Annotated in this window: 26 protein-coding genes; 14 read left to right on the top strand and 12 right to left on the bottom strand. The window is 64.2% G+C overall.

Translation table 11 applies throughout. The features are described from left to right. The first annotated feature begins 82 nt into the window (after positions 1–82). Positions 83–787, top strand: coding sequence for a hypothetical protein (locus tag L1280_RS05655; RefSeq protein ID WP_253581149.1), 705 nt, complete (start codon positions 83–85; stop codon positions 785–787). A 63-nt stretch (positions 788–850) separates the two neighbouring features. Here L1280_RS05655 and L1280_RS05650 read toward each other — a convergent pair whose 3' ends face one another. Next, positions 851–1,786 carry a site-specific integrase gene (locus L1280_RS05650; protein WP_253581148.1) on the bottom strand — a complete coding sequence of 312 codons (936 nt, stop codon included), beginning with the start codon at positions 1,784–1,786 and terminating at the stop codon, positions 851–853. Next, on the bottom strand, positions 1,783–2,523 hold the full coding sequence (locus tag L1280_RS05645) for a DUF6710 family protein (protein ID WP_253581147.1): 741 nt from the start codon (positions 2,521–2,523) through the stop codon (positions 1,783–1,785). Before L1280_RS05645 ends, L1280_RS05650 begins: the two co-directional genes overlap by 4 nt. 326 nt (positions 2,524–2,849) lie before the next feature. On the opposite strand from L1280_RS05645, the gene L1280_RS05640 reads away from it, so the two are divergent. Next, the gene (locus L1280_RS05640; protein ID WP_104992655.1) at positions 2,850–3,071 is read left to right on the top strand and encodes a hypothetical protein; all 222 of its coding nucleotides are present in this window, start codon (positions 2,850–2,852) and stop codon (positions 3,069–3,071) included. A 1,338-nt stretch (positions 3,072–4,409) separates the two neighbouring features. Here the strand turns inward: L1280_RS05640 and L1280_RS05635 are convergent. After that, complete coding sequence (locus L1280_RS05635; RefSeq protein WP_253581146.1) at positions 4,410–4,697, bottom strand: HNH endonuclease signature motif containing protein; 288 nt, start codon at positions 4,695–4,697, stop codon at positions 4,410–4,412. 70 nt (positions 4,698–4,767) lie between these two features. Here L1280_RS05635 and L1280_RS05630 point away from each other — a divergent pair, with 70 nt between their 5' ends. The 5 genes from L1280_RS05630 (at position 4,768) to L1280_RS05610 (ending at position 11,316) form a co-directional block, all read left to right on the top strand. Then, positions 4,768–5,376 (top strand): ParA family protein, encoded by a 609-nt coding sequence (locus L1280_RS05630; protein ID WP_253581145.1) that lies wholly within the window; start codon positions 4,768–4,770, stop codon positions 5,374–5,376. Continuing rightward, a complete protein-coding gene (locus tag L1280_RS05625) occupies positions 5,373–5,696 on the top strand; it encodes a hypothetical protein (protein ID WP_253581144.1) in 324 nt (107 codons plus the stop codon). The genes L1280_RS05630 and L1280_RS05625 overlap by 4 nt, the downstream gene beginning before the upstream one ends. Positions 5,697–5,780: 84 nt before the next feature. Next, entirely contained in the window at positions 5,781–6,242 is a 462-nt protein-coding gene (locus L1280_RS05620; RefSeq protein ID WP_253581143.1) for a hypothetical protein, read from the top strand. A gap of 272 nt (positions 6,243–6,514) precedes the next feature. Beyond that, positions 6,515–8,773, top strand: coding sequence for a GAF domain-containing protein (locus tag L1280_RS05615; RefSeq protein WP_253581142.1), 2,259 nt, complete (start codon positions 6,515–6,517; stop codon positions 8,771–8,773). Between the two features lie 368 nt (positions 8,774–9,141). Next, a complete protein-coding gene (locus L1280_RS05610) occupies positions 9,142–11,316 on the top strand; it encodes a hypothetical protein (RefSeq protein ID WP_253581141.1) in 2,175 nt (724 codons plus the stop codon). 260 nt (positions 11,317–11,576) lie between these two features. On the opposite strand, the gene L1280_RS05605 is transcribed toward L1280_RS05610, so the two are convergent. After that, positions 11,577–12,470 carry a C39 family peptidase gene (locus L1280_RS05605; protein WP_253581140.1) on the bottom strand — a complete coding sequence of 298 codons (894 nt, stop codon included), beginning with the start codon at positions 12,468–12,470 and terminating at the stop codon, positions 11,577–11,579. A gap of 62 nt (positions 12,471–12,532) precedes the next feature. Between L1280_RS05605 and L1280_RS05600 the strand changes: the two genes are divergently transcribed. Both L1280_RS05600 and L1280_RS05595 read left to right on the top strand, forming a co-directional pair. Then, positions 12,533–13,573 carry an adenylate/guanylate cyclase domain-containing protein gene (locus tag L1280_RS05600; RefSeq protein ID WP_253581139.1) on the top strand — a complete coding sequence of 347 codons (1,041 nt, stop codon included), beginning with the start codon at positions 12,533–12,535 and terminating at the stop codon, positions 13,571–13,573. Continuing rightward, complete coding sequence (locus tag L1280_RS05595; protein ID WP_253581138.1) at positions 13,570–14,097, top strand: Pycsar system effector family protein; 528 nt, start codon at positions 13,570–13,572, stop codon at positions 14,095–14,097. The genes L1280_RS05600 and L1280_RS05595 overlap by 4 nt, the downstream gene beginning before the upstream one ends. Before the next feature lie 70 nt (positions 14,098–14,167). Here the strand turns inward: L1280_RS05595 and L1280_RS05590 are convergent, their stop codons facing one another. Then, on the bottom strand, positions 14,168–15,331 hold the full coding sequence (locus tag L1280_RS05590; RefSeq protein WP_253581137.1) for a penicillin-binding protein 2: 1,164 nt from the start codon (positions 15,329–15,331) through the stop codon (positions 14,168–14,170). A 936-nt stretch (positions 15,332–16,267) separates the two neighbouring features. Between L1280_RS05590 and L1280_RS05585 the strand changes: the two genes are divergently transcribed. Together L1280_RS05585 and L1280_RS05580 are read left to right on the top strand one after the other, a co-directional pair. Beyond that, the gene (locus tag L1280_RS05585) at positions 16,268–16,924 is read left to right on the top strand and encodes a hypothetical protein (protein WP_253581136.1); all 657 of its coding nucleotides are present in this window, start codon (positions 16,268–16,270) and stop codon (positions 16,922–16,924) included. Beyond that, positions 16,921–17,139, top strand: coding sequence for a hypothetical protein (locus L1280_RS05580; protein WP_104992409.1), 219 nt, complete (start codon positions 16,921–16,923; stop codon positions 17,137–17,139). The genes L1280_RS05585 and L1280_RS05580 overlap by 4 nt, the downstream gene beginning before the upstream one ends. Positions 17,140–17,178: 39 nt before the next feature. Here the strand turns inward: L1280_RS05580 and L1280_RS05575 are convergent, their stop codons facing one another. The 7 genes from L1280_RS05575 to tatA all read right to left on the bottom strand — a co-directional run bounded on the left by L1280_RS05575 (position 17,179) and on the right by tatA (position 23,932). Then, the gene (locus tag L1280_RS05575) at positions 17,179–18,750 is read right to left on the bottom strand and encodes a hypothetical protein (protein ID WP_253581135.1); all 1,572 of its coding nucleotides are present in this window, start codon (positions 18,748–18,750) and stop codon (positions 17,179–17,181) included. Next, positions 18,747–19,841 (bottom strand): protein kinase, encoded by a 1,095-nt coding sequence (locus L1280_RS05570; protein WP_253581134.1) that lies wholly within the window; start codon positions 19,839–19,841, stop codon positions 18,747–18,749. Before L1280_RS05570 ends, L1280_RS05575 begins: the two co-directional genes overlap by 4 nt. A 100-nt stretch (positions 19,842–19,941) precedes the next feature. After that, positions 19,942–21,045 (bottom strand): cell wall metabolism sensor histidine kinase WalK, encoded by a 1,104-nt coding sequence (locus tag L1280_RS05565; RefSeq protein WP_253581133.1) that lies wholly within the window; start codon positions 21,043–21,045, stop codon positions 19,942–19,944. Further along, positions 21,046–21,711: a response regulator transcription factor gene (locus L1280_RS05560; RefSeq protein ID WP_114673158.1), complete on the bottom strand. Its 666-nt coding sequence runs from the start codon at positions 21,709–21,711 to the stop codon at positions 21,046–21,048. A 121-nt stretch (positions 21,712–21,832) separates the two neighbouring features. Beyond that, positions 21,833–22,786: a prolipoprotein diacylglyceryl transferase gene (gene lgt / locus L1280_RS05555; RefSeq protein WP_253581132.1), complete on the bottom strand. Its 954-nt coding sequence runs from the start codon at positions 22,784–22,786 to the stop codon at positions 21,833–21,835. A gap of 90 nt (positions 22,787–22,876) precedes the next feature. Further along, complete coding sequence (tatC, locus tag L1280_RS05550; protein WP_253581131.1) at positions 22,877–23,665, bottom strand: twin-arginine translocase subunit TatC; 789 nt, start codon at positions 23,663–23,665, stop codon at positions 22,877–22,879. 18 nt (positions 23,666–23,683) lie between these two features. Next, positions 23,684–23,932, bottom strand: coding sequence for a twin-arginine translocase TatA/TatE family subunit (tatA, locus tag L1280_RS05545; RefSeq protein ID WP_253581130.1), 249 nt, complete (start codon positions 23,930–23,932; stop codon positions 23,684–23,686). A 264-nt stretch (positions 23,933–24,196) separates the two neighbouring features. On the opposite strand from tatA, the gene L1280_RS05540 reads away from it, so the two are divergent. The 3 genes from L1280_RS05540 to L1280_RS05530 are packed head-to-tail and all read left to right on the top strand — an operon-like array spanning position 24,197 to position 25,636. Further along, on the top strand, positions 24,197–24,382 hold the full coding sequence (locus L1280_RS05540) for a twin-arginine translocase TatA/TatE family subunit (RefSeq protein WP_253581129.1): 186 nt from the start codon (positions 24,197–24,199) through the stop codon (positions 24,380–24,382). 37 nt (positions 24,383–24,419) lie between these two features. Beyond that, the gene (locus L1280_RS05535) at positions 24,420–24,980 is read left to right on the top strand and encodes an RNA polymerase sigma factor (RefSeq protein ID WP_253581128.1); all 561 of its coding nucleotides are present in this window, start codon (positions 24,420–24,422) and stop codon (positions 24,978–24,980) included. Further along, on the top strand, positions 24,977–25,636 hold the full coding sequence (locus tag L1280_RS05530) for an anti-sigma factor domain-containing protein (protein ID WP_253581127.1): 660 nt from the start codon (positions 24,977–24,979) through the stop codon (positions 25,634–25,636). Before L1280_RS05535 ends, L1280_RS05530 begins: the two co-directional genes overlap by 4 nt. Positions 25,637–25,808: the final 172 nt, after the last annotated feature.

Below are 25,808 nucleotides of genomic sequence, written 5' to 3'. Positions count from 1 at the left end.
AATATAGCTACTGACTGGCCAAACCTGGCGAGATTTTATCACTGTTGACAAAGGGTGTGTTGCTGTTTGTAATGGGCCAGAAATGCAGTACCTCGCGATCCTCACCCATCATCAGGGACAGTGGACGGGTATCCTGCCCGACCTTGACCTCCGCGCTTCCGGGACGACAGAGGAAGACGTGGTGCAGCGTCTGGGCGTGCAAGCTGGAGACCTCCTGACGCTGTACGTTGCGCAGGGGCTTGAATGGCCGCCGATCCGTACGAAAGACCTCACTGACCTGGCTGACGATGACCGGCTTGGTGCCAATGAAGCACGCGTTCACTGGATTGAGCCCGTGTCTCCCAATCCGGTCAGCTTGGCCATTGATCAGGCGATCCGACGGAGCGGCAAAACGGAAGTAGAAGTGGCCCGACTCATGGGAACCAGCCCAGCAGCATTGCACCGTATGACCGATCCTCAGTACGGGGGGCATAGTCTCCTGACGCTCAGGAAGTTTGCCCAGGTTCTGAAGCTTCCCCTGCACCGCTTTATAGGCCTGAAACATTTGGCGCTCGACGAATTCGTATCTGTCGGCTCCCCAGGAATGTCTGCTCCTGGTCACGTCACGCTCAGGCGTACGCCGGAACTGGAACGGCTCTCTCTTCCAACCCTCGTGAGCTGGGAAGGACTTCTCTTCTGGCTCGATGCCCCTGCGAAGCCTCCATTCTCTGTTTCCGACGCCGACTATCTCCGCTTTGAGGGCGCCCAGGTCGACGGCGAAGGCTTCGAGATCGGCATCCTGGATTGACTGGGGCCTGCCGCGCCGCTTCCAGAGCAACGGAGTTGGATGGTTCCCTCAGAACGACAGGCGTCAGCTCTGCTGCATGTGCTGTTTCAACCGGTCGTCCGCCCACTTGCCGTACGTGCGCGCGGTCTGCACGTCACTGTGTCCCAGGTGCTCGGCCACATCCTGAAGTTGGAAGCCCGCTCGCACCAGCCGCGTTCCCGCCGTGTGGCGCAGCGCGTGCAGGCCCAGGTAGGGAATCCCTTCCCGCTGGCATAGGGTGCGCAGTCTCCCCCGTGCCGCTTCCGGGGTCCGACCAATGACCGCCACCTCTTCGTGTTGCGGACCGAGTTCTCGCAAGTCCGCAATCAAAGAGGACGACAGCAGAACGCGCCGGGTTTTCCCGCCCTTGCCGTTTCGCACGGTCAGCGCCCCACCTTCCAGATCCAGGTCGCCCCACTTCAGGGACGTGATCTCCGAAGCGCGGAGTCCCGCGATGCCCCCCAGTCTCAGCAGGACCCGCATCTCAATCGGTGCCCCGGCGATCAGCTTCCCCACGTCGCCTTCCGGGTAGGGCTGTCTTTTATCCCAGGGCCGCCGCTTGTCCTTGCGCGGCTTCACGTCAGTGAAGGGGTGATCGGTCGTCGCCTTGGCCCAGCGCAGAGCTGCGTAGAGCGCCCGTGCTCCCGCGAGCAGCACGCCGACAGAGGCGGGCGACTTCCCACTGGCCTCCAGCCCACGCACCCACAGATCGGCGTGCTCCGTCTCCGGACGCAGTACCTTGACCGCGTTGTCCTGGGCGTACTCCAGCCAGGTGCGGGCGCCCAGGCGGTACTTGCGCAACGTCTCCTTGCTGACGTGCCCGTGGGTGCGGACATGGTGGGCTTCAAGCAGGTCGAGCAGGGTCCCCACATCTCCTTCCGCAACCGCAGCGACTGCCCGGCGCCGCCGCTCCTCGGGCTGGAGGCTCACCCACGTCCGCGACGGCGCCAGTTGTCCGTGTTTGTATCGGTCGAGCGTCATGGTCGCCCCCCAGCTTGATGGGCCACAAGGAGTTTGCCGAGCCCAATCAGGGCCAGTACGGACCAAGCTTCATGGGGGCCCACCAGCGCGCCGGTATCCTCACGAACGATGCCCTGTTCTCCCAACTCCACACGTTGCAGCACTGGGGTCAGGTCGCACACGTCGTGCGCCACCAGCACCCCGTCCCCTTGCAGGATGCCGGACGCAGCGCTGTGGTTGCCGTTCTCTACGCAGTACAGACCCCAGGGCAGGTACACGACACCAGTCTGGTCGTTGTGTTGTTTCCACGTGGGTTGTCGCCACCCCGGACCGGAGCGCAGCAGCGCACGGCGGTACCGCTCCGGTTCCCAGGGCGAGGCCCAGATCAAGCCGTCTTTGAGTTGGAGGGTGGTGGGCTCTTCACGCCAGGGGGCGAGGGCGAAGAAGTTGCGCCCCTCTGCATCAAGGGGGCCGTGGAAGAGCGATGCGAAAGGGTCACTGTCCGCCGCATGACCTCTGCCGATAAGGGGAGCAGTCAGCAACTCTGCTTGGTACTGACGGACGCAGAGGGCCACGAGGGCGTTGAGAGCTTGCATGGCTTGCTGAGGTCCCACTGGAGAGCTGTGGTCAGCCAGAGATTTGGCAAAGGTCAAAAACTGCCGTGCGGTTGCCGCCGCCCGCTGTGTGTCCTCGTTCACTTCAAGGCCAACGGAGCTGACAGCGTGCACCAGAGTTTGCGAGGTGTCCCTTTCGGTCATCGGCGTCTCTTCCTGTACGGCTGACACTATCACCTTTTGGTAAGCCCGATTACCAGAAGGACAGAGTCACTCCAGGCAAACTGGCTCCTCCCCATCCGGCCAACCCCCACACCAACCCATGTCACCCACTCGCTGCTCGCGAATTGCACCTGAACTCAAAAGGTGTTGAAGCCGCAGGCCCCTCCCGTCTCCCGCACTCCAGCGGGACCTCCCACGAAAAGCCCACCCCGAGCGTGGGCCTGAGCGCCTCTGAAGTTCATGCATGACCCAAACGGCTGAACCAATTCCTCTTGGTCAAGGGTGAGACCATCTCAGTCCGCTCTGCCGTGCCTGACCAGAGGTTGCAGAACCCCTGGACCTTCTCCGTCTCCGCCATCCGCTATGCCGAGCGGTCGGGCCTGCCCAGCGGAAGGTGCCTTCGGGACACCACCGCTGCCGCCGACCTGGCCACCGAGTTGGTGGCCCTCGCGGGGCGCGACCACGGCGCCTACAGGAGAGTTATGACATGCGCCACGCTGTGGCGGTGCTCGGCGGTCGCCCGGAGCTGACCGCTGATACCGCCAGAAGTGACCGTGGGGTTAACTCCTGGTCAGCGCAGCCCAAGACCGGCCTACTGAACCGGCTTTCCTTGACACGTTCTGCTCCCATCTGCTGCCGGACGCCGCCAGCCAAGCTCGCGAGGCATTTATCCTCCATCGTCTCAGAGAACCCGTCGGGTTGACCGTAAAACCTCAGGTAACAGAGGCCGATGAGCTGCAGCGCTGCCACTGACAGCAGTCAACCTAGGCTGCCAGAAAAAACGAATTCATGATTTCGGGAAAATAAGTTTTCCTGAAATCCTCCTTTCTGGTACCTGGTCGCAGGTCGTCGGCTGCTGGCTTCCCAGTCCAACGAGCGCCTCACTGATGGATGCAACTGACCCGAAAACCTGAAAACAGGCTAACGGGTATTCGGGCAGCTTTGTTAGGGGTACGAAGCGATGCACAACTGGCTGTCACCTGGAGGCCAGGATGACAGGAAGAGGTGAAATGGGCTTTCGCTCCGTCGTCTTCGGCCTATCCACACCCTCAGCAACCAACCGTACGAGGCCAACTGGCACGCCTTAATGGCGTTTCAGTTCCAGTACGACCCATACCCTTTCCCGGACACCTTTCGCGTTGAGGGTCCACCCCAGGACAAGGCACCACTTATCTTGTTCGGAAGCACCTTCAAACAGTTGGAAGGTGACTGACCGGGTGCGACCGTTTCGCTGCTCTGCTCTCCACCCTGAAGACTCTCTAAGCCGATGTGATTTTAAATCGCTGATTGGGAAGGTATGCCTGGACGCTTGTCCCACAGCTCCTGGCCGAGCATGTGCCGGTGCGTGTGACTTTTGAGCAAAAGGGCGCGCCGACTGGTTAAGGCTGGTGCATTGTCCAGACCCTGACCATCCCATGCGACCTCCGTGACCTCCTGCAGCCCGCTGGCGCTAGTACAAATTGGCCCCACGCACCTATACGGGCGCTGAGGCGTCTAACCCAACCACCACAGGCCGTCATGGCTCATTTTTGGATGGCTGCTAGTTCGATCTCACAACGAAGATTCGGACTTCCGCGTAAGGGCGGCCCCCCGCGGGGTTGCCCGAGAGATGGTGGACCCCAATGACTTTGAAGTTGCCTTGGGGCGTGGACACAAAGTCCCCAGTGGCCGGCACCTGTACGAAGGAGTGGAAGCCCAGATCCGGTCCCTTAGACACCTGAACGCGAACATTCGTCATGGCGTTCTCCTGCTCAGCCGCTGGGAGAAACGGAGTGTCGAGCAGCCAAGCTCCTCTATTGAAAGCACAGTTCTCGCCCGGCGTGTTCTGTGCTTGAGGCGGGGGGGGTCACGTCAAGCGGATCAGGTTTTCAGGTGAACACACTTTCTGGAAAACAGGCTTTCAGGTTTTCTGGTATGACATCAGGCAGGAGCAAGGGTTGACCGCGGCGCCAGCGGCGGATCAACCACTCTACCCAGGCATGCTCTCCAACACGGAGCACCGCCAGGTTTTCTGGACGTGCGTCCTGCTTATCGCCGTTGATGTGGTGGACGACCTCGCCTGATTCCAGAGCCCGGCCCAACTGCTGAGCCGCAACCACGCGGTGGAGATACTCCATCCGCTTCGTTCTCCGGTTGTATACCTGTGGGTACGTCATATCGACTCCTGAAAACAAGAATACCTGAAAACAGGTATACCAGAAAGCCCGATTTCGCTACTGTGGAGTCATGTTCAGGATTGCCGTTGCGAACGACAAGGGTGGGGTCGGGAAGACCACGACCGCCGTCATGCTGGCCACCTTGCTGGCTGACAAGGGGCCGACCCTTCTGATTGACGCTGACGAAAAGACCGCGAGTGCCACGGAGTGGGCGGCCGCTGGCCCAGGTCTGGCCTGCACCGTGATTCCTGTGGAGGATCTGGACGCCACGGACCTCAGCCCTTACACCTATCTGGTGTTCGACACGAAAGCTGGGGAAGATGCTGGGGATCTGTTGGAACTCTCGCAAGCGGTCGACCTGTTGATCGTTCCCACCAAGCCGGATGCTTTGAGCCTCCGAGCCCTCCCCAAAACCCTAGCGCCGCTGATCGAGCGTGGCATCAAGAACTACCGGGTGCTGATAACGGACGTGCCACCATCCCCCAGCACCGATGGGCATGAGGCGCGTGCCGCCTTGATGGACCTCGGTGTGCCCGTGTTCAGCCGGGACATTCGCCGGGCCAGCGCCTTTAACAAGGCCGCGCTCGCGGGCACCCGTGTTCGTGACGTAAAAGGCGATCAGCGAGCGAAACTCGCGCATATGGACTACGAACTGGTCCTCCGGGAGGTCCTGGCATGAGCAAGTTCGGTGGTGCCCTCAAGAAATTGCAGGCGGTTCAGACGCAGTCCACGGAATCCGAGGAAAGCACCTCAGGCCTCCCGAATACAGGAAAACCTGAAAACAAGAAAACCAGTACGCCTGAATCCACGAAACCCCGAACGCCTGAAATCCTGGAAACGGGTCAGCCGGAGAGGCAAGGGCCGGAGCGGGAGAAGTACAGTACCTACCTGGATACCGAACTGGTCACCGCCCTCAAGTTGTACGCCGTGCGGCACCGGATGAAGCACCATCACGTTGTGGAAGCCGCACTCCGCGCCTACCTCCAAGGCAAGGAGTAAAGGGTGGGGGAGAGCAGTTCAGGAGCATGCGCGTTTTCTCTGCGATCCTGATCCCTTCAAACTTTCGTTGTGTAAGCTTCTTCTATGGCGTATGTCAAATTGAGTGACCAACTTCAGAAGCTCTCCGATCCTCAGCGCAGTGACGCTTTCGTCAAGCAGTTCCGTGAAGCTGTGCGCACGGGTCAATTTGATGCCGCCGAGTTGCCTGAACGGTTCGATCTGCCTAAACAGTTCCGTCGGCGGGGCAGTGACGAGACCTATCAGCGTCAAGTGCGCGACATGATCTTCGAGACCAGCCCTGAGTTCGACGAGTGGTTTAGCAGCACGGACCAGGAATTGGCGAGCACGAGCCGCCGGACTGCGAAGCCCAAACCGACCGTCGAGAACATTGAAGCGGGCATGATTGACTTCAAGGCCCTGGCCGAAGAAACGCGACGCAAGATGCAGGCCAGCTACGAGAAGGGACAGAGCCTCGGCAAGTCCCGCGCCAAGACCGCCACCAAGAGCACGAAGAGCACCCAGGCGAAGCGCACGACCAAGAAGTAGGGCTCCTCGCTAGATTGGCCCCCATGCCTTGTGGATGGGGGTCGCTGCTTTGCTCCGGAACAGCCCGAAAAGGTCGAGCAAGCTTTGTCGCGGCATCTCTCGCCGATGCAGTGGCGAGGCCGAGAGCAGCATGGGTAAACCAACACAAAAAGAAGACGGTCTCCGGATCGCCTTGATTTTTGGTATCACGCTGACCGTTTTAAAAGGCCTTGCTGCCGAGCTTCGCCTACCGCGCAGGGGTAAGGCCCCAGCGTGCCCAGTATCCTGGGCAGGTGTCCAGCCCATTCGAGGCGCTCCCCTCGTCGCTTTCCTCCCTGAGCGAATGTCTTCAGACCGTGACCGAGGCTCTGGCCGCCGCCCGCACCCAGGACGAGGTGTTGGGCGTGGTGCTGCAGCCCGCCCTGGAGGCCCTGGGAGCCGGGGCGGCCGCCGTGCTGCTGGTGACGGAAGGGGATGACCGACTGATGATCGCCGCGACCCAGGGCCATGCAGAAGATGCCCAAACCTTCTGGCAGGACGCCCAAGGGCCCGCCGGGGACGCGCTGAAACGCTGCGAGCCGCTGTTCTTTGAGCAGGAGGGAGACCTCGTGCGGGCGTACCCCGAACTGGAAGCCCGGCCAGGCGGGCTGGCCGTCGCCACCGCCGTGCTGCCGATGTTCCTCGACGAGCAGCCTGTGGGCGCGATCGTCCTCGACTTCCGGGAACCCCACCACTTCACCACGGAGGAGCAGCGCTTCCTGCGCATCCTGGCCGCCCAGTGCGCCCTCTCCCTGGGCCGTGCGCGGCTGATGGCCGACCTTCAGCGGCAGGTTCAGGAACGTACCCGCCGCATGGTGGTGGACGCCCGTGCCCACGAGGCCTTCGTGGCCTTTACGGAGGCCGTGGGCACCGAGACGGACCTGCTGGCCCTGGCACGGCAGGCCATCGCCGTGTCACGCGACCGCTTCCCGAGCGGCAGCATCGGGTACTACACCAAGGACGGTGATCTGTGGAAGGCCCAAGCCTGGAGTGAGGACATGGGCGGGGCGTTGCTCGACAGCCTCCGGGCGGGTCTGCCCGGGAGTACGCCGCTGATCCGCCGCGCCCTGGAGACCGGGACAGCGGTCTTCACCGACGCCTGGAATCCCGAGCGGGAGGCATTCGAGCACACCCAGGACTACGGCACGGCCGCTGCCTACCCCCTGGTCGTGAACGGCGAGGTGAGGCACCTGCTGCTCTTCGGGCTGCGGGACACGCGGCGCTGGACGGCGCGGGACAAGGCGCTGGTGCGCGCGGTGGGCCGGAGCCTGAATCTGGCGCTGGAGCGGGAGGAGCAGCGCCGAGCGGCCGAGGAGCGCGCGGAGGCGGCCCTGTTCGTCAGTCAGAGCCGCCTGCGCTTCGCCCTCGACGCGGCCGGGCTGGGCGACTGGGAGCTCGACCTGCGCGATGGGCGTGCCACGCGGTCCTTGCAGCACGACGCGATTTTCGGGTATCCCCAGGGTCACCCGGATTGGACCTACGATGCCTTTCTCGCCCACGTGCTGCCGGTGGACCGAGACGAGGTGGACCGTAAGTACCGCGTGGCTTTGGAGCGGGGGGAGGCCTGGGACTTTCAGTGCCGTGTTCGGCGCGCGGATGGCGAGGTGCGCTGGATCTGGGCGCGTGGCTCGACCCTGCCCGATGTGGACGGCACCCCCACCCACATGCTGGGTCTGGTGCAGGACATCACGGAGACCCAACAGGCCCAACAGGAGCTGCACGACCTCAACGCCCACCTGGAGGCGCGGGTTCAGGAACGCACCCGGGCGCTGGAGGCGGCCAACGAGGAGCTGGTAGCGTTTACCTACAGCATCTCCCATGACCTGCGCACGCCGGTGCGGCATGTGAGCAGCTTCGTTCAGTTGTTGCGCCGGTCGCTGGGCGAAGGATTGAATGCCCAGGCCGCCCGCTACCTGAACGTGGTTGAAGAGGCCGCCGGTCGGATGAACACACTGATCGACGGCATCCTGCAGGTCTCCCGCACTTCCCGCCTCACGCTGAACCCCGGGCCGGTGGACCTGGAGGCGCTGCTGATCGACCTTCGCCGGGAGATGCAGCCGGACCTGAGGGGGCGAGAGGTGAGCTGGGAAGTGGAACCCCTGCCTGTGGTGAGAGGGGACGGGGAGACCCTGCGGCAGGCGCTGCGGATTCTGATAGACAACGCCCTGAAGTTCACCCGGATGCGGGAGGTCGCCCACATTCGGATCTGGGCGGAGGAACGGCCTGGAGAGTGGGCCGTGTTCGTGCAGGACAACGGGGTGGGTTTCAACCCCCAGTACGCGGGGCGGCTGTTCGGCATCTTTCAACGGCTCCACCGTCAGGAGGAGTTCGAGGGGGCCGGGGTGGGACTGGCGAACCTGCGCCGGATTGTCACGCGGCATGGAGGCCAGGTAACGGCGGCGGGACAGCCTGGAGCAGGTGCAACCTTCGGCTTTACGCTGCCCAGGGAGGGGAGTGCGGCAGGGGACCTGGGGGTTGAGGAGCCTTCAGGCAGAGCGGACGCCACTGGCTAAGCACCGTTCCTAGGGCCATGCCACCTCCGGTTGGGGAACGGACGGGCGGAGCGCTTCATCGTTCGCCTGATCATCGGCTTGGATGCACGGCCCTGCGCAAAAGCAGAACCTTTCTCTGCCTCGGTGAGCGTCTGTTTCCGCGCAACGACTGGCGTCACTCTTACTAGGACGTTGCCCGTTCACATACGGGCTTGAGCCAGCAAATCCGTCTCCCCTCCGTAAACCAGGGCTTGGATCGTCAACGGCCATGATCAAAGTTTGCAACCTGTGTTACGCTGGTGGCATATCGGCAAGGGCTGGTTGCGCTGGCCCGCCAGGATGTGCGTCACACCTGTTATTGCCTGTTGTTGCCTTCCTCTGGAGGTGTCATGCGCGAAACGCTGCGTCTGAGTGACGCGCCCGAGTTCCACCGCATCCTGCGTGAGTTCGCTCTCCGGCTGAATCCTGAGCTCAGCGTGGAGAACCTTGTCCTCGCCAGCGTCCGCACCACGCTGCGCTATCACGACGGCCGGACATTTCTTTACACGCTCGACCCCGCGAACTTCCGAGTGGAAGAGGACGACGCGCCCGTCCGGACCGTCTCGCCAATCAACAACTCCACCCAGAAACGCCGAGTGGTCTACAGCATCCGCTCGGAAGACGGAACCTGGCACACACCAATCGGGACCACCTGCATTCTGAAAAACATCCTGGGGCTGGACCCCCGCCAGACGAATGCGATGGGCACAGTCCTGCTGGAAGCGGCCCACGACGCGAAGCAGCGGGACCTGCTCCTCCAGCATGGTGACGACCTGCGTGGCTATGGCCGAGCAAACGGCCTGCAGGAGGGTCTGATCACGCAGATGTACCTCGACAGTCTGCGCGACGAGGATCCTATTCGCGAGCACTTGCAACGGCTGCTCCACACCCGCATCCCCCTGAACCGGGCAGGGCTCAGACTGCTGCGAGCCCATTCCCGCCGGGTCACGCCCGCGCAGGTCGAGGCAGCCCGAACGATTCCTGCGGTGCCCGTCCTGGAGCTTCCTCAGCCCATATCCCCCCGGCGTGTATCGATGCCACCAGTGGACAGTGGTCAGCGGCTCCTGGCTCGGGAAGTGGTGAGGCATCTCCAGCCCCACCTGGCGCTGCTTTTGGAGGTCTTGCCCGAGACGCTGCACGCGGAGGTGTCTGCACTGCTTACCGCCGAAGGGGAGCGCGTGCCTTGCACGCGGGAGGTGCTGGACGCGCTGCGGGAGGCTACGGGCGAACGGCTGACCGTGGCGGACGTTCAGGAGCGGCGTGAACGCGGCCGCTCGTTCGGCGACCTGACGCCCGAACTGCTCACCCACTGGGTGGAGCTGGAGACCCACCTGGAAGAATTGACTCCTCTGCAGAAGGCGCGCTGGCGACATCACTTGCTTGAGGAGCAACTCACCATGTACGAGTGGAGCTGCCTGCGCGAAGCGTGGCACCACGTGCGGGCCAGCACTCACCCGGCCGTCCCCCGAGAAACGGGCCGGAATGTGCAAGTCACTCACCTGGACACGGGTGTCTCCCCCTGGCCCTCTGTTGAGGAAGACGTGCTGCTGGGACATGCCGAGCAGCGGCGCTGGTATGACCTGCGGGACCGGGTGCGGCTGCACCTGCGCCCAGAGCAGGCCCCTCTGCTGGAGCGGTTAAACCAGATGACACTGCGCTTGAAGGACATCCCCGACCTGGAACAGGCCCGACGTGCCGCAAAGAGGGCCAAGCTTCCCCAGATCCAAGCCCTGCGCCTGCGCCCGAACTTCGTCCGGGCCGTGCCGGAAGCCCTACAGGCGGACTTCGCGGTGGCCGTGCGGGACAACAACTTTCCTCCGCACCTCCGGACGGCACTGGAGGAGACCGCCGAGCAACTGAACCTGGATGCGAGCACGCTGATGCCCCCCCAACTGGAAGGCAATGTCCGGAGGGCGCTCCGGCTGGCCTGGGCGCATCTCACGCCGCACTTGGGACCGGATGCAGAGGGGTTGCGCCGTGCCCTCGACGCGCACCGGTACACCATCAAGCAGGCTGCGCAGTTGCGGGGATTGGTCTCGACCCGACTGCCGGAGACCGCGCTGCCCGCCGAAGACCGCGCGTACTTGCGGCGCAACCCGGCTGGGTGGCGGGGCCGATTCACGGCCAACGACTACAGGTGGATCTGCGAGGCCCTGGAGAAACGGGAGTACACGCCCCGCCTGCTCGCTGCGCTGGACGGCCTGGTTACTCAGCTCAAGGTGCAAGAGGAGGCGCGGCAGGCCAAAGCAGCGCGGCAGGCCGCAGAGGCAGCCGCACGTGCGGCACAGCAGCAGCTCAAGGGGGCCGAGGAGCTGCACGAGCGGTTGCTTTCCCGCTGGGGAGCATTGCGCCCCCAGGACGCCCGGGCGTTGCGGGTCCTCGATCCGGCAGTCTTGATGGAGGCCCTGCCCGATACCTGCCGGGCGTTTCAGGACAATGGCGCACGGTTAACGCTCGACATAGAGCAGGCCGTACGAACGTATCTGGCCCATCAGAGCGCTCTGGGCGCCACGCCTGGGCCCTGATTTGCCGCACGGCTGTCGCAGCCGGATGTTGATCATCTGACCTGCCCTTGAAAGGAGGGACGGAAGAACAGGCAGTCTGAGCAGGACAGGGCTCCTGGTGGTCAGGAGCGTTCGGGTGAGGAACAGGAGCTCAAGCTCACGCCTGAAGGGGCGTTTTTCATCGCGCTGATGGCAGTCTACCCACGCTGTACGCACCCACTGGACGTAAGCTCCCCAGGGGCTTACGTCCATCTGGCGGGGGGCGTACCCCAATGAGGCGGCTACCCGCCCAGCGCCCTGCTCGCGCGACTGCGGAACTCGATCAGTTCCTTGCTTCGCGGGTACGACTTCAGGGCGCGGGTCGTCAGGCGCAGCGTCTTCTCGTGTTCGCCGGACCGTGTCCAGGCTTCAAAGGCTTCCTGGCGGTACAGGTAGTACATGGTGGGCACCCCGATCTGCACGGCCCGGTCAAACTGCTGCGCTGCAAGCTTGATGTTGCCCAGTCGCAGGTTCGCTTTGGCCAGCCCCCACCAGGCGTACGGGTCGTTCGGGCGTGCCTTCACGTCCTCCTCGCCATGGCGTTTGGCGTGCTGCCAGTTCGCGGTCAGGTCGAAATCTTCCCCGAGCGCCGCCCGCACCAGGCCCTCTTTCCCAGGCGGGTACGCGACCAGATACTCGCCGTTGTAGTACCGCCACAAGTCCTGAAGCTCCGCAGTGGACAGGCTCAGGGAAGGTCCGCGGATCGAATCGCTGATCAGGAAGCGCCCAGCGCTATACCCGTACACGGTGCGGAAGTGCACGACATTGCTCCCGGGGCGCAGGCGCTGCTGCACCACGACCGGGAAACCCCGTGATACGAGTTCGCGCAGCACCTCCGCATCCCCCGCATACCGGATGACGCTGCGCAGTCCAAATCGGCCCAGATAGGCCGCAAGTTCGAGGCTGGTGACCTGGGGATCCCCCCGGTAATCTTTCATGGCCCCGGCCGCTTGAGTTTGAGTGACCTGAGTACCGTAGTACCCGAGAATGCTCAGCGCCGTCACGGGCGCGCAGTTGTCCGGACCCTGGTACTCATGGCGGATGTTCTTCAGCGTGACACTGGCAGGCGCAGCCAATCCCACCCCGCCCAATATCCCCCACGCCACCGAACCCAGCAAAAACAGTCGAGTCGCCATACGGCATCCTGCTGGACCCCTGTAAAGAAGCTGTTAAGCGCATTGGAGGACGGAGAGGCCGAGTGGACCAGACAGGCCAGGTCACTGGGCAGAGTGTTGAACGCCTGCATGTTTGCCGGACGCGAAATGACTCGCCTTGCTACCATCAGGGTGTGGCGCTTATTAATTTCCTGCAACAGGTTGATGTAGACGTTGAGATTGTCCTTGCCGAGGATTATGAGATAGAAATCACGCGCACAAGACACGTCCCCAACTTCGACGACCCTTTTATTACCTACGACAACCTCAATGAGAATAAGAAGAAATGTAAGTTGCTTGAGAGCTGTGTTCTTTACGTCGACATTAGAAATTCTGCGAGTATCAGCGTGTCGAACCAGTCCGAGCGACTTGCCAAAATGTACTCGGCATTCGTCAAGAATATGATTGCTGCGGCGCGGTACTACGGTGGTCATGTACGTAACATCATCGGTGACCGTGTAATGATCGTGTTCGATCGGGAGAACTGCTTCATCAATGCGTACCGTACGGCGACGCTTATGAATTCCATTGCACAGCATATTATCGATAAAAAGATTGAAGGTATAGATTTTAAGTGTGGGATCGGAATTGATTACGGTCAGATGTTGATCGTCAAGGGTGGCGCCATTAGGCGAGGAGGGGAGACTGAGTTCTACCGAACACTGGTTTGGCTCGGTCGACCGGCCAATGTAGCCTCAAGACTGACAGATTTGGGGAACAAGACAGTTACGCGTAAAAAAGATATGGTATATCAGGGATTTCATTATCCCTTAACGGATAAGTGGCATTGGGACGATAGTTTGACCCCACGACAATTTCTTGACAAGCTGAAGCCTACGTACTCGAAAACTCTACTTCATAGTGAAGAGTATTTCAGCAGCTTCTTTGTCGCGCCGCAAACGAGTCAAATTACGCACAAACCCATCTTGGTGACGCAGGAGGTTTACGATGGCTTACTGGCGGAGCATGCCAATGACCCAATCGTGAAGGCTGGGTATTTCAAGGAGACAAGCATCAAAATAAAGGAGTACTCAGGAAGAATCTATGGAGCCGACGTCATATTTACCGCCGTCAACAGCTTATGATCAGTGAGCGACTGCTGGCCACGCTGACCTCCGTCAATGACTGGCTCAAATTTGCTGAGACCAAGCTCACCGTCCTGATCACAGTCAATGGCGCTGCCGCCTTTGCTTGCGCCCAGCTGCTGACGAACGAGAAATTCCCTGAATACGTAAAGATTGCCCTGCTCAGCTACCTCCTCCTGACCATCGTCTCGATCATGGTGGCATTGCTCAGCGTCACACCCAAGGTCCGGATCGTGCCCCGCCAGCCGAGTGTCAGACCGCAGGACACTGACAATCTTCTCTTCTACGGTCACGCGGCTCACTACGACCCTCAGACTTATCTGGAACGGTTCTCCCTCCTGGTTGGTCAAACGCCCGGCGACACGACCCCGTACGATTGGGCTTTGGCCCAGCAGATCATCTCCAACGCCCACATCTGCCTGGCCAAGTACACGGCCTTCACGTGGGCCATGCGGGCGACGCTCTACGCCATCATCACCTGCATGGTCATTCTGGCTCTTGGAGCTTTGACACCGCTCTACTGATCGCGGAGCCTAGGGCTAGACCTTGCCCTGGTCACGGATGGCCTCTGCTGAACCGCGGTGCTCGGGACCCTCACTCCTCTTTGTCCCGCTGTTGAGCACGCGGGCGCTCGACCCTGGGGGGGATCCCCTGGAGAGACAGCAGGGTGGCCGTCGCGTCCCGGAAGATCGGCGCGGCCACCTGCGACCCCTGATACTCGCGTTTCGCGCCGCGAACCATCACAGCAACCGTAAACAGCGGCTGATCTGCCGGAACGAACCCCGCGAAGGTGCTGGAGAACACCTGGCTGCTGTACCGCCCGTCGACCACAACCTGCGCCGTTCCGGTCTTTCCACCTACGTGATACCCAGGGAGCTCGGCTCTGGATTGAATGCCCTCGTCGATGACGCTGTGAAGCATCTCCCGCATGCTTGCAGCGGTCGCCGTGCTCAGGACCCTCCGGGCCTGCGGACGTTTGCCGAGGATCAGTTGCGGCGAGACGTACAGCCCATTGTTGGCGATCACGTTAAAGGCCGCCACCAGTTGCAGGGTCGTGACGGTCAGTCCCTGCCCAAACGACATGGTGGCCTGCGAGAGGGCTCCCCAGTCCTCCGCCTCCAGGAGCAGTCCATCTCCGGACGGAAGCGCGAGTGGCCCCGGCTGCCCGAAGCCATACGCGGTGAAGTAACGGTGCAGCACTGCGGGCGGCACGTCCTCGGCCAGACGCGTCATGCCGACGTTGCTGGAGTACCGCAGGATCTGCCGGGTCTTCAGGCGCTTCGGATGCCCCACGATGTCATTGATGGTGGCCCCCGCATACCGGCGCCACATGGGCGTGTCATACACCGTGTCCGGTGTGGTCCGCCCCTCGTTCAGCAGGGCCGCGACCGTCAGGGCCTTCACCACACTCCCCGGTTCGTATTCGTCCAGCGCCGCACGGTTGCGCCAACGGTCAGGGGAAGCCCCTCGCCACGCATTGGCATCAAATCCTGGGGTGGAGGCCATGGCTTTGATGTCTCCGGTCCGGGTTTCCATCACGATGGCCGTCGCGTACTGGGCGTCCGTGCGGGCCACCGCGTCGGCCAGAATCTGCTCGACCGCCGCCTGGACCCGCGTGTCCAATGTCAGGTTCAGTGTCTCTCCACGCTGGAGCTGGGCATCATAGACGCGCTCCAGGCCTTCCAGACCGCCGGCAGCACCCACGAACCCCACGAGTTGCGCCGCCACCGTCCCTTGAGGGTACTGGCGCCGCTGCAAGGGTCCTCCTGCCAGAATCTGACCGTCGGCACTGACGAGTCGCCCGCGGGTACCTGCGCCGGCGTGCAGCGGCACTGGGGAGTCCTGAGGTGGCGCCGTAAGCTGGGCCAGCGTCACCGCGAGGGCCATAAAAGAGATCAGCGTCAGAAATGCGATCAGGCTCGCCCGACGGGCCACCCGGTAATCACTGGCACGAAAAAAGTTGTGTCGCACAGGAAAGCAGTCCTTCTGTCGGCATGAGGATGAACCACGCAGCTCCATGGGGCGCGGTCAAGACCAAGAGGACGCTGTGAGGTCGCCCGAATTCCGGGTACAGCAAGCCAGACGTGGTGGACAAGGCACGCTGCATCAGTGAGGTGTCCAGCCCAACTGGGCCCGAGTCTGCGAGGAAAGCGCGCACAAGATCATGCCCCTGTGCGGCGTAGAGATGAAGGCCAAACGGAAGTGAATCGGCATGTCTTGGCAAGCAGGCTAAGAACGGCGTGTTCACATTGTGTAAAGCAGGTCAACTGGCCAGAAGCGGTGGTGCCGAGCGTCACCCCTGTGATTAGCTCTGGCTCCCCCAAGCTCTGGGACCCCTTCGCCCCTGTGCGGCTGCCCTCCACACCCGGCCTGCTCCCCCTGGGGTGGTGGCCTGTGGAAGGTTCTGAGGGCATTGCCCCTGTTGACGCGGTCGACCGCAGCGAACTGCTGGCCGTGGTGAAGTCAGGACTGTGGTCGACGCTGGGGGCCACGCGTGATGCTCGGCTCCCGAGAAGAGCGGAGGGCTAACTTGCACTCCCGCGATTCTCTCGTCCTGTCTCACGCCCGTTGTCCGGCACGATCAAAGGTGAGCCGAGTCGCCGACGACCCCTCAGAGCAACATCGGCTCAGAGGTACGCGTATGGGGGCGGTGCCTGCGTGCCGGCGTCATACACTGCGGGGCCAGGACTGCTCATGCCTCAGCCCGATCCCAACAGCGCCACTCCACTGCCGGAACCCTACGCCGAACAAAGCCGTGCTTTGCGCGTCCGGTACCCTCATGACCCCTCACAGTTGCGGCAGCCTGCCACCAGTGCCCAGGCAGCTTACGACGAAGCCGTGCAGCGGCAAGGCCACTTCGCCGAACGGTTGTTGACCCTGGGGACGCGTCTCAATTGCCCGGCATTCCCCAGACCCGGTGGCGTCAAGTCCTGGGCCAGGTTGGAGGAGAAGACCCGGCTGTTCGGTTTCCCCCCCCTGGACATCCTGGCAGGCAAGATCGTATTTACCGCGCTCGCGGATATCTACGCCTCCGCCGAACAGGTCAGCGACGCGTTTACTGTGGTGGGATTCCGTGACCGCTTTCTTGAACCACGGTCCAGTGGGTACCGCGACATGCAGTTCATCGTTGACCTCGGTAACCACCTGGCCGAGGTCAAGCTCGCCCTGGCGGCCTTCGATGAACTGGATTCCTATGAACACCGCTTGTACGAGATGAGGAGAACCCTGGAAGTTCTCCCCCAACTTTCGGCGGTCCAGACGGTTGTCCTGGAAACACTGGATGATGCGAGTACACTGATGTTCTCCCGGGTGTGGAATAGCCTGGTGACGGAAGGGCAGGTGGAGGAATGACGAAGTACTACATGGTCGGCGCAGTTCCCGTAAAGGTCATCAAGCAGCCCGGCGGTCAGACCGTCATCCTGGCCTTCAACGCGCACCTGGGGCAGTTCGAGTCCAACTCCCGGTACTACAGCATGATCCGCCGTGACGACACCGGCCTGGTGCGCCCGGTAACGGAAGAGGCCTTCGGGTTTGCGGTGGAACAACTGCAGCAAAGAGCGTCCTGAGGCAGCAGGGCGGGTCAGCGAGAGTTGACCCGCCCTTTGTTATGGCAACAGAGTGGCTGGCAACCCTGGCGGCAGAACCTCGAGTCGGGCCACCTGGATGCGGAGAGCCGCCATCGCCAGATCCACCTCCGGTGCGGCTGAGGCCTGCGCTTCCTGAAGCGCCTGGGCCAGCACCCTGGCAGCCCGCTCATCGCCGCAGCGGATGAGTTCACGCGCAAGATAGAGCTGCGCCACCACAGCCCGCCGCGGAAGAGCACTCTTCCTCGCCATCGCGGCCGCTGCCTCATACAGCTGGACCCCTTCATCTGGATGACCGCGGCGGAACATCACTAGGCCCTGGGTGGCCACCAGATTCGCGGTGTTCCAGGTGTCGCCGGGTGACGTCGCGGCCTGAGCGCGGGCCAGGTACGCTTCTGCGTCCTCCAACTGATCTGCACTGGCCAGGTAGAAGGCCATGTTGTTGAGCATGACTTCATTGGTAGGGTGCGCCGTGAGCCCCAGGCGGGTCAGCTCGATCGCCCGGGTAGGCGTGGGGTCGAGGCCCCCAGCGAGATACGCCGCCATAATCACCGGGGTGGAGGAAAATGGCTCGTCTTGAAGCCAGCGTTCGAAGGCGGATCTTGCCGCCCCAAAACGCGATAAGGCGTACCCCTCCCAGGCCCGCATCTCGAAATTACGGGGCACCCCGGTCAGTTGCTGCTCGTCCAGGGGGACATGCACCTGCGGCGCGACCCACTGCACCTGCGCCACCGCATTCTCTGTTGGATGCTCCAGCGCTTGTCGGAACATCTTGCGCACGCGCTTGCTCTTGGCGCCGTCCTTCAATTCCAGGGTCCCCAGGGCGGCGGCCAGCTCGCTGATGTGGAGGGGGTCGGCGTCCCAGTGCTCGATGACCTCCCGGGCCCGACGAACAAACCTGGGTGGCACGCCGGCCACCATGGACGCACTGATCTCGGCCGCGATGAGCCACGGATCATGTGGCGTGCGGTCCGATTGGCGCAGGAGGGCTACGGCGGCACGTGGGTCATGCATGTGGACGTGGAACCGTACCGCCGTGCGGAGCATAAAGCGGTGCTGCGGGGCCAGGGCCAGGGCCACCCGCAGGTGCCGTTCGGCCCGCTGGTCCTGGCCCAGCGCGGCGTAAGCACGCGCCAGATCCGAATGCATCAACGGGTTGTGCGGGAAGTCGCGCAGGAGGGGACGTAGGCGGCGGACCTCCGCCTGCACCGTCATCAGGGGCGTTTCCTGCCGTTCCGGCCCCCCGGTGCCTTCAGGCGAGGGCAACTGCAGCAGGGTACGGGCTGAGGTCAGTGCGGCTGGCGTTGTCCGCTCCGCGTTCAGCAGCAGGTAGGCCGCTGCATCCTCCGCCGCCTCAGGCTGGTTCATCAGGACCGCGGCGCTGGTCAGCTCGGCCGCGCGTCCCACGTTGGGCTTCGCGGCAAACTCCTGCTGCAGGTGTCTGAGGCGCTGTGCCCCTCCCTGCTGCGCCCGGACCCTCTCCTTCTCAGTGACGCGCTTCAGGCCCTTCATCTCCCCGGTCTCGGCGGCGGCCTGGGCATCGCGCCACCGCGGCAGAACCCGGCGGTTGCTGCGTTTGGCAGGCAGACTCATGGAGTGTTCTGGCGTGCCCGCGCCAGACTCGCTTTCAGCACCAGGCGGTCATACAAACTGATGTACCGCTCCAGACCCAGAGGATTCAGGCCAGACAAGTTCCGGGGATGCCCCCGGCGTGCTGGCTCCGGATGACACAGCTCGCGCACACTCTGCAGCACCTCGGTGGCGACTGTGCCCGGTAGCCGGGCCCTCAGGGTGTCGCCCACGTTCCGGCTGGCCCGGTCGTAGGCGCCCAGCAGATGCGGCAGCGCCTCCTCAAAGGACCCGGTAAAGTCGCCGCCCCAGAAGAGGGGCATCATGTCCTCTGAGAGCTCCTGTTTCAGGAAGGTATTGAAGTGCTGATGCGTGAACAGGAAGGTGATGAGTCCACCTAGCATGTACAGGTCACAGCGCCGCCCGTGCTGCCAGGCATCTGCTGGCTCAGCCAGATAGGGCACTTCCGGAGGCGCGCAGTCCCAGCTTCCCGCGAACGCCTTGTCACCGTGCGGGGACATGCCGGAGGCGTCCACGGCCGTTCCCAGATCCCCGATTTTCGAACCCATAGCCGCGAACACGAGGACGTTGGCCGGTTTGATGTCATTGTGGGCAAACTTCGAGGTGTGGAGCTGGTGCAGACCCACCGCCACATGATGAACGCACCGCAACAGCCAGACGTCGTCGATGGTCGTCGCTTCCAGATGGTCGCGGACATCGCCGTCCGCCCGGTCGAAAATGATGTACGGGACCGGCACGAGGGCGCCCGGAACCCGGTGTTCCCCATGGTCAATCGCGTGCACCACCCGGCTCAGCCGCATATCACAGCACTGCTCGAGCAAGCTCACCTCGAAATTGAACTGCTCGGTGACCTCCTGAAGGGCCCGCATGACGTTCTGGGCCTGGATCAGTCGGGACAGGTCGATGGCTTTGAGAAACCCCTGGTGCCCGTCGGCGCGTTCGGCGAAGTACCCGACCGATTGATGCCCGCCCGCGGGTTGTCCCCTGACTGTGGTCGCCCGGCCCGTCACGCGCCAACTGCCGTCCAGGGTTAGCCCGTCCAGAAACAAGGCGGGGTGCGTGCTGATGGTGGGCAAAGCCGCGGGTAACGTCATGACACGAACTCCTCCAGTTACGGAACTGGTGAGCATTCTCGCGCAAAGGACGCTGCTGGGGAAGCGCAGTTGCCGGGAACAGCCGTGCTTCCCCGAGCGTTCACTGCGGGTGTGGCAGCTCCGGGCTCAGGGGCATTCTCCAGTGGAAGGAGGCCCCTTGTCCGGGCCTGGAATTCACCCTGAGGTCGCCCTGCATCGCCCGGGCCAGACCGCGGGCGATCGTCAGCCCCACGCCACTCCCATCACCCCGTGTCCGGGCAAGGTCCGCACGGAAGAAACGCTCGAAGACGCGCTCGAGGTGCTCCGGGGCAATTCCCGGTCCTGTGTCTGTGACCGAGATGGTCAGGTGCCGCCCTTGCACGGCCGCCGAGACCCACGCCTTTCCGCCCGGCGGGGTGTACCTGAGTGCATTGCTCAGCAAGTTCGCGAGTACCTGTTGAGCGCGCTGGGGATCGACGTGGACCCTGATTTCGGGGGGTGGCGTGTTCATCTGCAGCGTGATCCCCCGGTCCTCAAAGGCCATCTGGAAACGCTCCCGGGCCTGCACGAGCAGGTCACTCACCGGAACCGCCGTGAGGTGCAGGTCCACCCGCCCGCTTTCGACACGGCTGACCAGGCTGAGGTCATGGACGAGACGTTCCATGCCGGCCACCTCCCGTGCGATGGCGTTCAGGGCCTGCTCCGAGGGCAAGACTCCATCCTGAGCGGCCTCCGCGTACCCGCGCACCGCTGCCACAGGCGTTCGCAACTCATGCGCCACGTTGCCGATCAATTCCACCCGTGTCTGCTCTACCCGCTCCAGGGCACCCGCCATGGTATTGAAACTCCGCGCGAGGCCCGCCAGCTCGTCCTGCCCGGTCTCGGGCAGGCGGCGGCTGTACTCGCCGCTGGCGATGGACCGACTGCCCGCCTGAAGTGACCGCACCGAGGCCGTCACGCGCCGGGCCGCTACCCAGGCGGTGACGGTGGCCACCAGAAGGGCCAGGGGCAGCGCGGCCATCAGGGCCCGGGTCAGGGTGTCCCGCATTCCGTGCGTGAGGTCCTCCCGCAGCACTCCCCCCTCGGGGCCGATGAGGTCGATCATCTCCTGCACGTGCCGCTGAATGAACGGATGGGCCGCCAGCTCCGCCGCGACCAGCAGGACGGCAGCCGTCACCGTGACGACCACCAGGTGGTTGAGCAGCAAGCGTGGAAACAGGCGCATTCAGTCCTCCCGGAAGCGGTACCCCAGCCCCCGCACGGTCTCAATGAACTGCGGGGCGTCCGGATCATCCCTGAGTTTGCGGCGCACCGCCGTGATGTGAACATCCACCACCCGTGCCACCCCCGGATACTCTGGACCCCAGACCCGTTCCAGCAGCCGCTCCCGTGACCAGACCAGCCCGGGATGCTGCGCGAGCGTCGCCAGCAAATCGAATTCCGTGCGGGACAATGCCACGGGTTGACCGTGCAACGCGACCGATCGACCGGCCAGATCGAGCGTGAGCGGCCCAGCCTCAATGCGTTCCCGGACACCCACCCGGCGCAACAGGGCCCGGATACGGGCCACCACCTCGCGCGGACTGAAGGGTTTGACCACGTAATCGTCCGCGCCGGCGTTCAGCCCCTCCAAGCGGTCCTCCACCTCGCCCCGGGCCGTGAGCAGGAGCACCGGCAGTTGTGGGTGCTCGCGGCGGGCGTACGCGGTTAGTTCCACCCCCGTCATGCCCGGCAGCATCCAGTCGATGATCGCCACGTCCGCGCGGGCGAGCAGGGGCAGGGCAGCCAAGCCATCTTCCTCCATCACCACCGAGTGACCCTCCGCCGCGAGGTACGCCGTGAGCACCTCCACGATGGCCGGGTCATCATCCACGATCAGGACCGTGGCCATGACACTCCTGCCCCGAGGAGGACACACAACATGGCGCCCCACTGCGGCGTTTCACGGCCGCCAGTTAAGCTCTCCGGCAGCAGAGCGAATTGAAGCCGATGTGGGGGAACAGCCATACAGATCATGGGGACTCCGTGGACGAACGGGCAGAGGTGAGCGGAGTGGGTACTGTCAGGACCGTGGGACGGGAGTCCGGCTGGCGCCGAATTTTCAGCAGCATGTAGAGGCTCAGCAGAATCAGCGGCACGCTGATGATGTGCGTGTCGGTCCACAGGCCGATGCCGGGGGCGTCGAGGCCCTGGTTGAGATAGGTCTTGATCGCGAGGGGGTTGAGGCGGAAGGTCTCCTCCAGCCCGGCCCGCAGGATGGAGTACCACAGCCAGAACTGCCAGAAGGCCCAGCCCGCCTTGTGCGAGCGCAGCCAGAAGTAGGCAGCGATACTCAGCACGATGCCAATGAACACGCCGTACAGCTGGGTGAAGTGCACGGGCGCCGTCATCACGAGCTGCCCGCCGATCTCCTGGCAGTAGCGCGAGAGGTCCATGTCGGGGTTGGGGTTGGGAATGCACATGCCCTCGTGAAAGGCGCGGGCGCTGTCGGGCCAGCGGTAGCCGACCGGCCACCCGGTCACCCGGCCCACCGTGTCGGTGCCGTTCATGATGTTGCCGATGCGCCCGCCGATGATGCCGAACGCCACGCCGGGCACGAACAGGTCGGCGTACCGGTAGAAGTTCAGCCGGTAGCGCCGGGCGTAATACACCAGCACCAGAATCCCGCCGATCAGCCCGCCGTGAATCGAGATGCCGCCCTGGCGCAGGTTGATGATGTCCAGCAGCAGCCGGGGCATGGGCGTGCCCGCGAACTGTTCCCACGAGGTCGCCACGAACACGATGCGGGCGCCCACCAGTCCCCAGATGATCGCCCACAGCACCATGTCGTTGAAAAGGTCCACGTTCAGCCCACGCTGACGGGCCAGCCGGGTGCCGACCAGCAGCCCCAGGACGATGCCCAGCGTGATCAGCACGCCGTACCAGGCAATCGTGAAATTGCCGATCTGAAGGAAGACAGGGTCCATAAGTCAGGAGCAGTGTAGGGCGAATGCAACCGTGAAGGCGCGGCAAAGACCAAGCCCGGCCTGCGGGGACCGGGCTCCGGGAAAGGAGACTCAAGCGCCCAGCGCGGCCTCGTCCTCCTGCGGCACCACCCGGAAGAGGCGCGAGAGCAGGATGCCCAGCTCGTACAGGGCGTACAGCGGCACGCCCACCAGCAGCATGTTGAAGGGGTCCGGCGTGGGCGTGATAAAGGCTGCGAACAGCAGCACTACGACCAGAGCAATGCGCCAGGCCCGGCGCAACATCACGTGGTTGACCAGCCCGATGCGCGTGAGGATCACCGCCAGAATGGGCATCTCGAAGGCCAGCCCGAAGGCGATCAGGAAGCTGGTAAAGAGCCCCACCAAATTGGCGAGGCTCTGCATCTGCTCGACCGTGCCGCCCAGAAAGTCCAGCAGAAAGCGCACCATCGCGGGCAGCACGAACGTATACCCGAACGCCGCCCCCGCCAGGAAAGACAGCCCCGCTCCCAGGATGAAGGGCAGCGCCCAGCGCCGCTCGTGGGCGTACAGGCCCGGCGCGATAAAAGCCCACACCTGCCACAGGATCAGCGGCAGGGCAAGCGCCAGCCCCGCCCAGAACGACAGTTGCAGGCTCAGCAGAAACTGGTCGGTGAGGTTGACCGTCACGAGCTTCACGTTGCCGAGCTGGAACTGCTCGGAGGCCCGCAGCGGCGCCTTGATCAGCTCGATGAGTTGAAAGCGGTACTGAAACGCGGCCACCATGCCCAGGGCCAGGAAAACCAGGCTGTAGAGCAGCCGCTTACGCAGTTCCTCCAGATGGTCCAGCAGCGGGGCACTGTGGAGTTCACCCGGTGGGGGCGGAGACACGGGCCTCGTCATGGGCGGGTTCTCCTGGGCTCAGGCGCGGTGGTCGCGCTCGGCGGCGGCCGGGGCAGGGTCGGCGTCCAGCGGGCGGGCCTGCACGTCGGTGACCGTCACGTCGCTCAGGGGCGTGGTGGCCTGGGGGGGCGGGGCGGGGTCTCGGGTCTCGCTCTTGAACTCGCGGATGCCCTGCCCCAACCCTTTGCCGAGTTCAGGCAGTTTCTTGGCCCCGAAAATCAGGGCGACGACGAGCAGAAGCAGAATCAGTTCCATGGGACCGGGCATGGCGCAACCTCCGGAGGGGGAAAGCAGGGTGGGGGCGGGAGACGGGCTCCGCCGGGGACCTCTCAGGGTAACGCGGCGGGATGAGGGGCGACCGTGTGCGGCGGGCCGCTTGGGTCCTGCCCACCCTTATGCGGCCGCGCGGTCCTTGGATGCCCGCTCCACCCTCATCAAGCCTGAAGGTGCCTGCTCCGGGGTCATCCAGCCATGCCTCCCGCGCATACAGCCGGGTGAACCGTCCCCAGGGCGGCGAAAGGAGCGGTGACTATGCCCAATATCGGAGCTGCTGAACTGATGATGATCGCGGTGGTCGCGTTGCTGGTCTTCGGCCCGCGCAAGCTGCCCGAACTCGGCCGGACGGTGGGGCAGGCCCTGCGTGAATTCCGCCGCACCACTGCCCAAGTCACCGACGAACTGCGCGGCGGGCTGGAGGACGTGCGCGACCGTCCGTGACCCGGCCCCACCTGGGGTGCTAGCCTGCCCACACCCCATGTCCGCCGAGCCGCCGCCCGCCGAACCCACCGACGAGACGCTGCTGCGGCAGATGGCCGGGGGCGACGAGGCCGCGCTGGTAGAGCTGCACCGCCGCTACGTGCGGCTGCTCACCGCCCTGGGCTACCGAATGCTGCGCCAGCGCGAGGACGTGGACGCCTGCGTGCAGGACGCCTTTTTCAATGCGTGGCGGCACGCGGGGAGATTTGACCCCTCGCGGGCACGGGCGAAGACGTGGCTGGTGAGCATCGCGCACCACCGCTTTCTCCAGCACCTGCGCGACCGCCCGGATGCAGGCCTGGAGCTGGCCGACTGGGACACGCCCACCCCCGCCCCCGACCATGAGGGCCGCTTGCTGGCGGGCCGCGCCCTGGGCGTGCTGGACCCCGCGCAGCGCGAGCTGATCGAACTGGCGTACTACCGGGGGCACTCGCACTCGGAACTTGCCGCGCTGACCGGGCTGCCGCTGGGCACGGTCAAGTCCCGCCTGCGCTCGGCGCTGGAGCGGATGCGCGGGGCGCTGCGCCCGGCATCAGGTAAAGGAGAGGACACCCCATGACGCCCGACCGCGACGACCTGCTGGCCTACGCCCTGGGGACCCTCTCCCCGGCGGAGGCGGCGCGGGTTGAGGCCGAGCTGGCCCGCGACCCGGCGCTGCGGGCCGAGCTGCGGGCTGACCTGGACGCGCTCGCGCTGCTGCTGGACGACCTCGACCCGGCGGCGGTGCCGCTGCCCGCTGGGGCCGAGGACGCGCTGCTGGCGCGGGTGCGGGCGGAGGGGGGGCCTGTGCCGCACGTGGCCCCGGCCCCTCTCCCGCCCGCCCGCCCGCCGCGCCGCTGGCCAATTGCTGTGGGCCTCGTCGCCGCGCTGGCGCTGGTGTTTGCGTTGCTGCCGCGCCCGCAGCCTGACCCGCTGGAGGCGTACCTGGAAACACCCGGCGCCGTCGAGCGGTCCCTGGAGGCGGACGGCGAGCGCGTCGGAACCCTGGTGCGGCTGCCGGAGGGCCGGGTCTACGTGCACCTCTCGCGCCCCCTGCCCCCCGAGCGGACCTATCAACTGTGGCGCATCGAGAACGGCACGCCCGTTTCCCTGGGGACCTTCGAGCGCGGCCTGCTGGTCACCCTGGCCCCCGGTTCCACCCTGGCGGTCAGCGTGGAGCCGCCCGGAGGCAGCCCGCAGCCCACGACCCCCCCGCTGTTCGTGCAGCCGCTCTGACGGGCCGGGGGTTCATCGCCCCTTCATCGTTGCGTGGGGCCTGATCCAATCTTCCCCGGCTGGGATACAGCCCTCCAGAAGACCCCCGACCTCTCCAAACACGGACAGGCCCTCCCAGCCTGCTTCGGCGGGTGGGTGCTGGTCTTCGGTGGCCGCTGAACCGTCCCTTTGC

The sequence above is a fragment of the Deinococcus sp. HSC-46F16 genome (genome assembly GCF_024171495.1).
Classification (GTDB): Bacteria; Deinococcota; Deinococci; order Deinococcales; family Deinococcaceae; genus Deinococcus.
Note: the sequence above shows the minus strand (reverse complement) of the source record. Positions and strands in the feature narration are given on the sequence as shown.

Coding starts and splice junctions, on each gene's coding strand:
- L1280_RS05655 (WP_253581149.1), top strand. CDS start 83: ATGCAGTACCTCGCGATCCTCACCCATCATCAGGGACAGTGGACGGGT.
- L1280_RS05650 (WP_253581148.1), bottom strand. CDS start 1,786: ATGACGCTCGACCGATACAAACACGGACAACTGGCGCCGTCGCGGACG.
- L1280_RS05645 (WP_253581147.1), bottom strand. CDS start 2,523: ATGACCGAAAGGGACACCTCGCAAACTCTGGTGCACGCTGTCAGCTCC.
- L1280_RS05635 (WP_253581146.1), bottom strand. CDS start 4,697: ATGACGTACCCACAGGTATACAACCGGAGAACGAAGCGGATGGAGTAT.
- L1280_RS05630 (WP_253581145.1), top strand. CDS start 4,768: ATGTTCAGGATTGCCGTTGCGAACGACAAGGGTGGGGTCGGGAAGACC.
- L1280_RS05625 (WP_253581144.1), top strand. CDS start 5,373: ATGAGCAAGTTCGGTGGTGCCCTCAAGAAATTGCAGGCGGTTCAGACG.
- L1280_RS05620 (WP_253581143.1), top strand. CDS start 5,781: ATGGCGTATGTCAAATTGAGTGACCAACTTCAGAAGCTCTCCGATCCT.
- L1280_RS05610 (WP_253581141.1), top strand. CDS start 9,142: ATGCGCGAAACGCTGCGTCTGAGTGACGCGCCCGAGTTCCACCGCATC.
- L1280_RS05605 (WP_253581140.1), bottom strand. CDS start 12,470: ATGGCGACTCGACTGTTTTTGCTGGGTTCGGTGGCGTGGGGGATATTG.
- L1280_RS05595 (WP_253581138.1), top strand. CDS start 13,570: ATGATCAGTGAGCGACTGCTGGCCACGCTGACCTCCGTCAATGACTGG.
- L1280_RS05585 (WP_253581136.1), top strand. CDS start 16,268: ATGCCTCAGCCCGATCCCAACAGCGCCACTCCACTGCCGGAACCCTAC.
- L1280_RS05580 (WP_104992409.1), top strand. CDS start 16,921: ATGACGAAGTACTACATGGTCGGCGCAGTTCCCGTAAAGGTCATCAAG.
- L1280_RS05575 (WP_253581135.1), bottom strand. CDS start 18,750: ATGAGTCTGCCTGCCAAACGCAGCAACCGCCGGGTTCTGCCGCGGTGG.
- L1280_RS05570 (WP_253581134.1), bottom strand. CDS start 19,841: ATGACGTTACCCGCGGCTTTGCCCACCATCAGCACGCACCCCGCCTTG.
- L1280_RS05565 (WP_253581133.1), bottom strand. CDS start 21,045: ATGCGCCTGTTTCCACGCTTGCTGCTCAACCACCTGGTGGTCGTCACG.
- L1280_RS05560 (WP_114673158.1), bottom strand. CDS start 21,711: ATGGCCACGGTCCTGATCGTGGATGATGACCCGGCCATCGTGGAGGTG.
- lgt (WP_253581132.1), bottom strand. CDS start 22,786: ATGGACCCTGTCTTCCTTCAGATCGGCAATTTCACGATTGCCTGGTAC.
- tatC (WP_253581131.1), bottom strand. CDS start 23,665: ATGACGAGGCCCGTGTCTCCGCCCCCACCGGGTGAACTCCACAGTGCC.
- tatA (WP_253581130.1), bottom strand. CDS start 23,932: ATGCCCGGTCCCATGGAACTGATTCTGCTTCTGCTCGTCGTCGCCCTG.
- L1280_RS05540 (WP_253581129.1), top strand. CDS start 24,197: ATGCCCAATATCGGAGCTGCTGAACTGATGATGATCGCGGTGGTCGCG.
- L1280_RS05535 (WP_253581128.1), top strand. CDS start 24,420: ATGTCCGCCGAGCCGCCGCCCGCCGAACCCACCGACGAGACGCTGCTG.
- L1280_RS05530 (WP_253581127.1), top strand. CDS start 24,977: ATGACGCCCGACCGCGACGACCTGCTGGCCTACGCCCTGGGGACCCTC.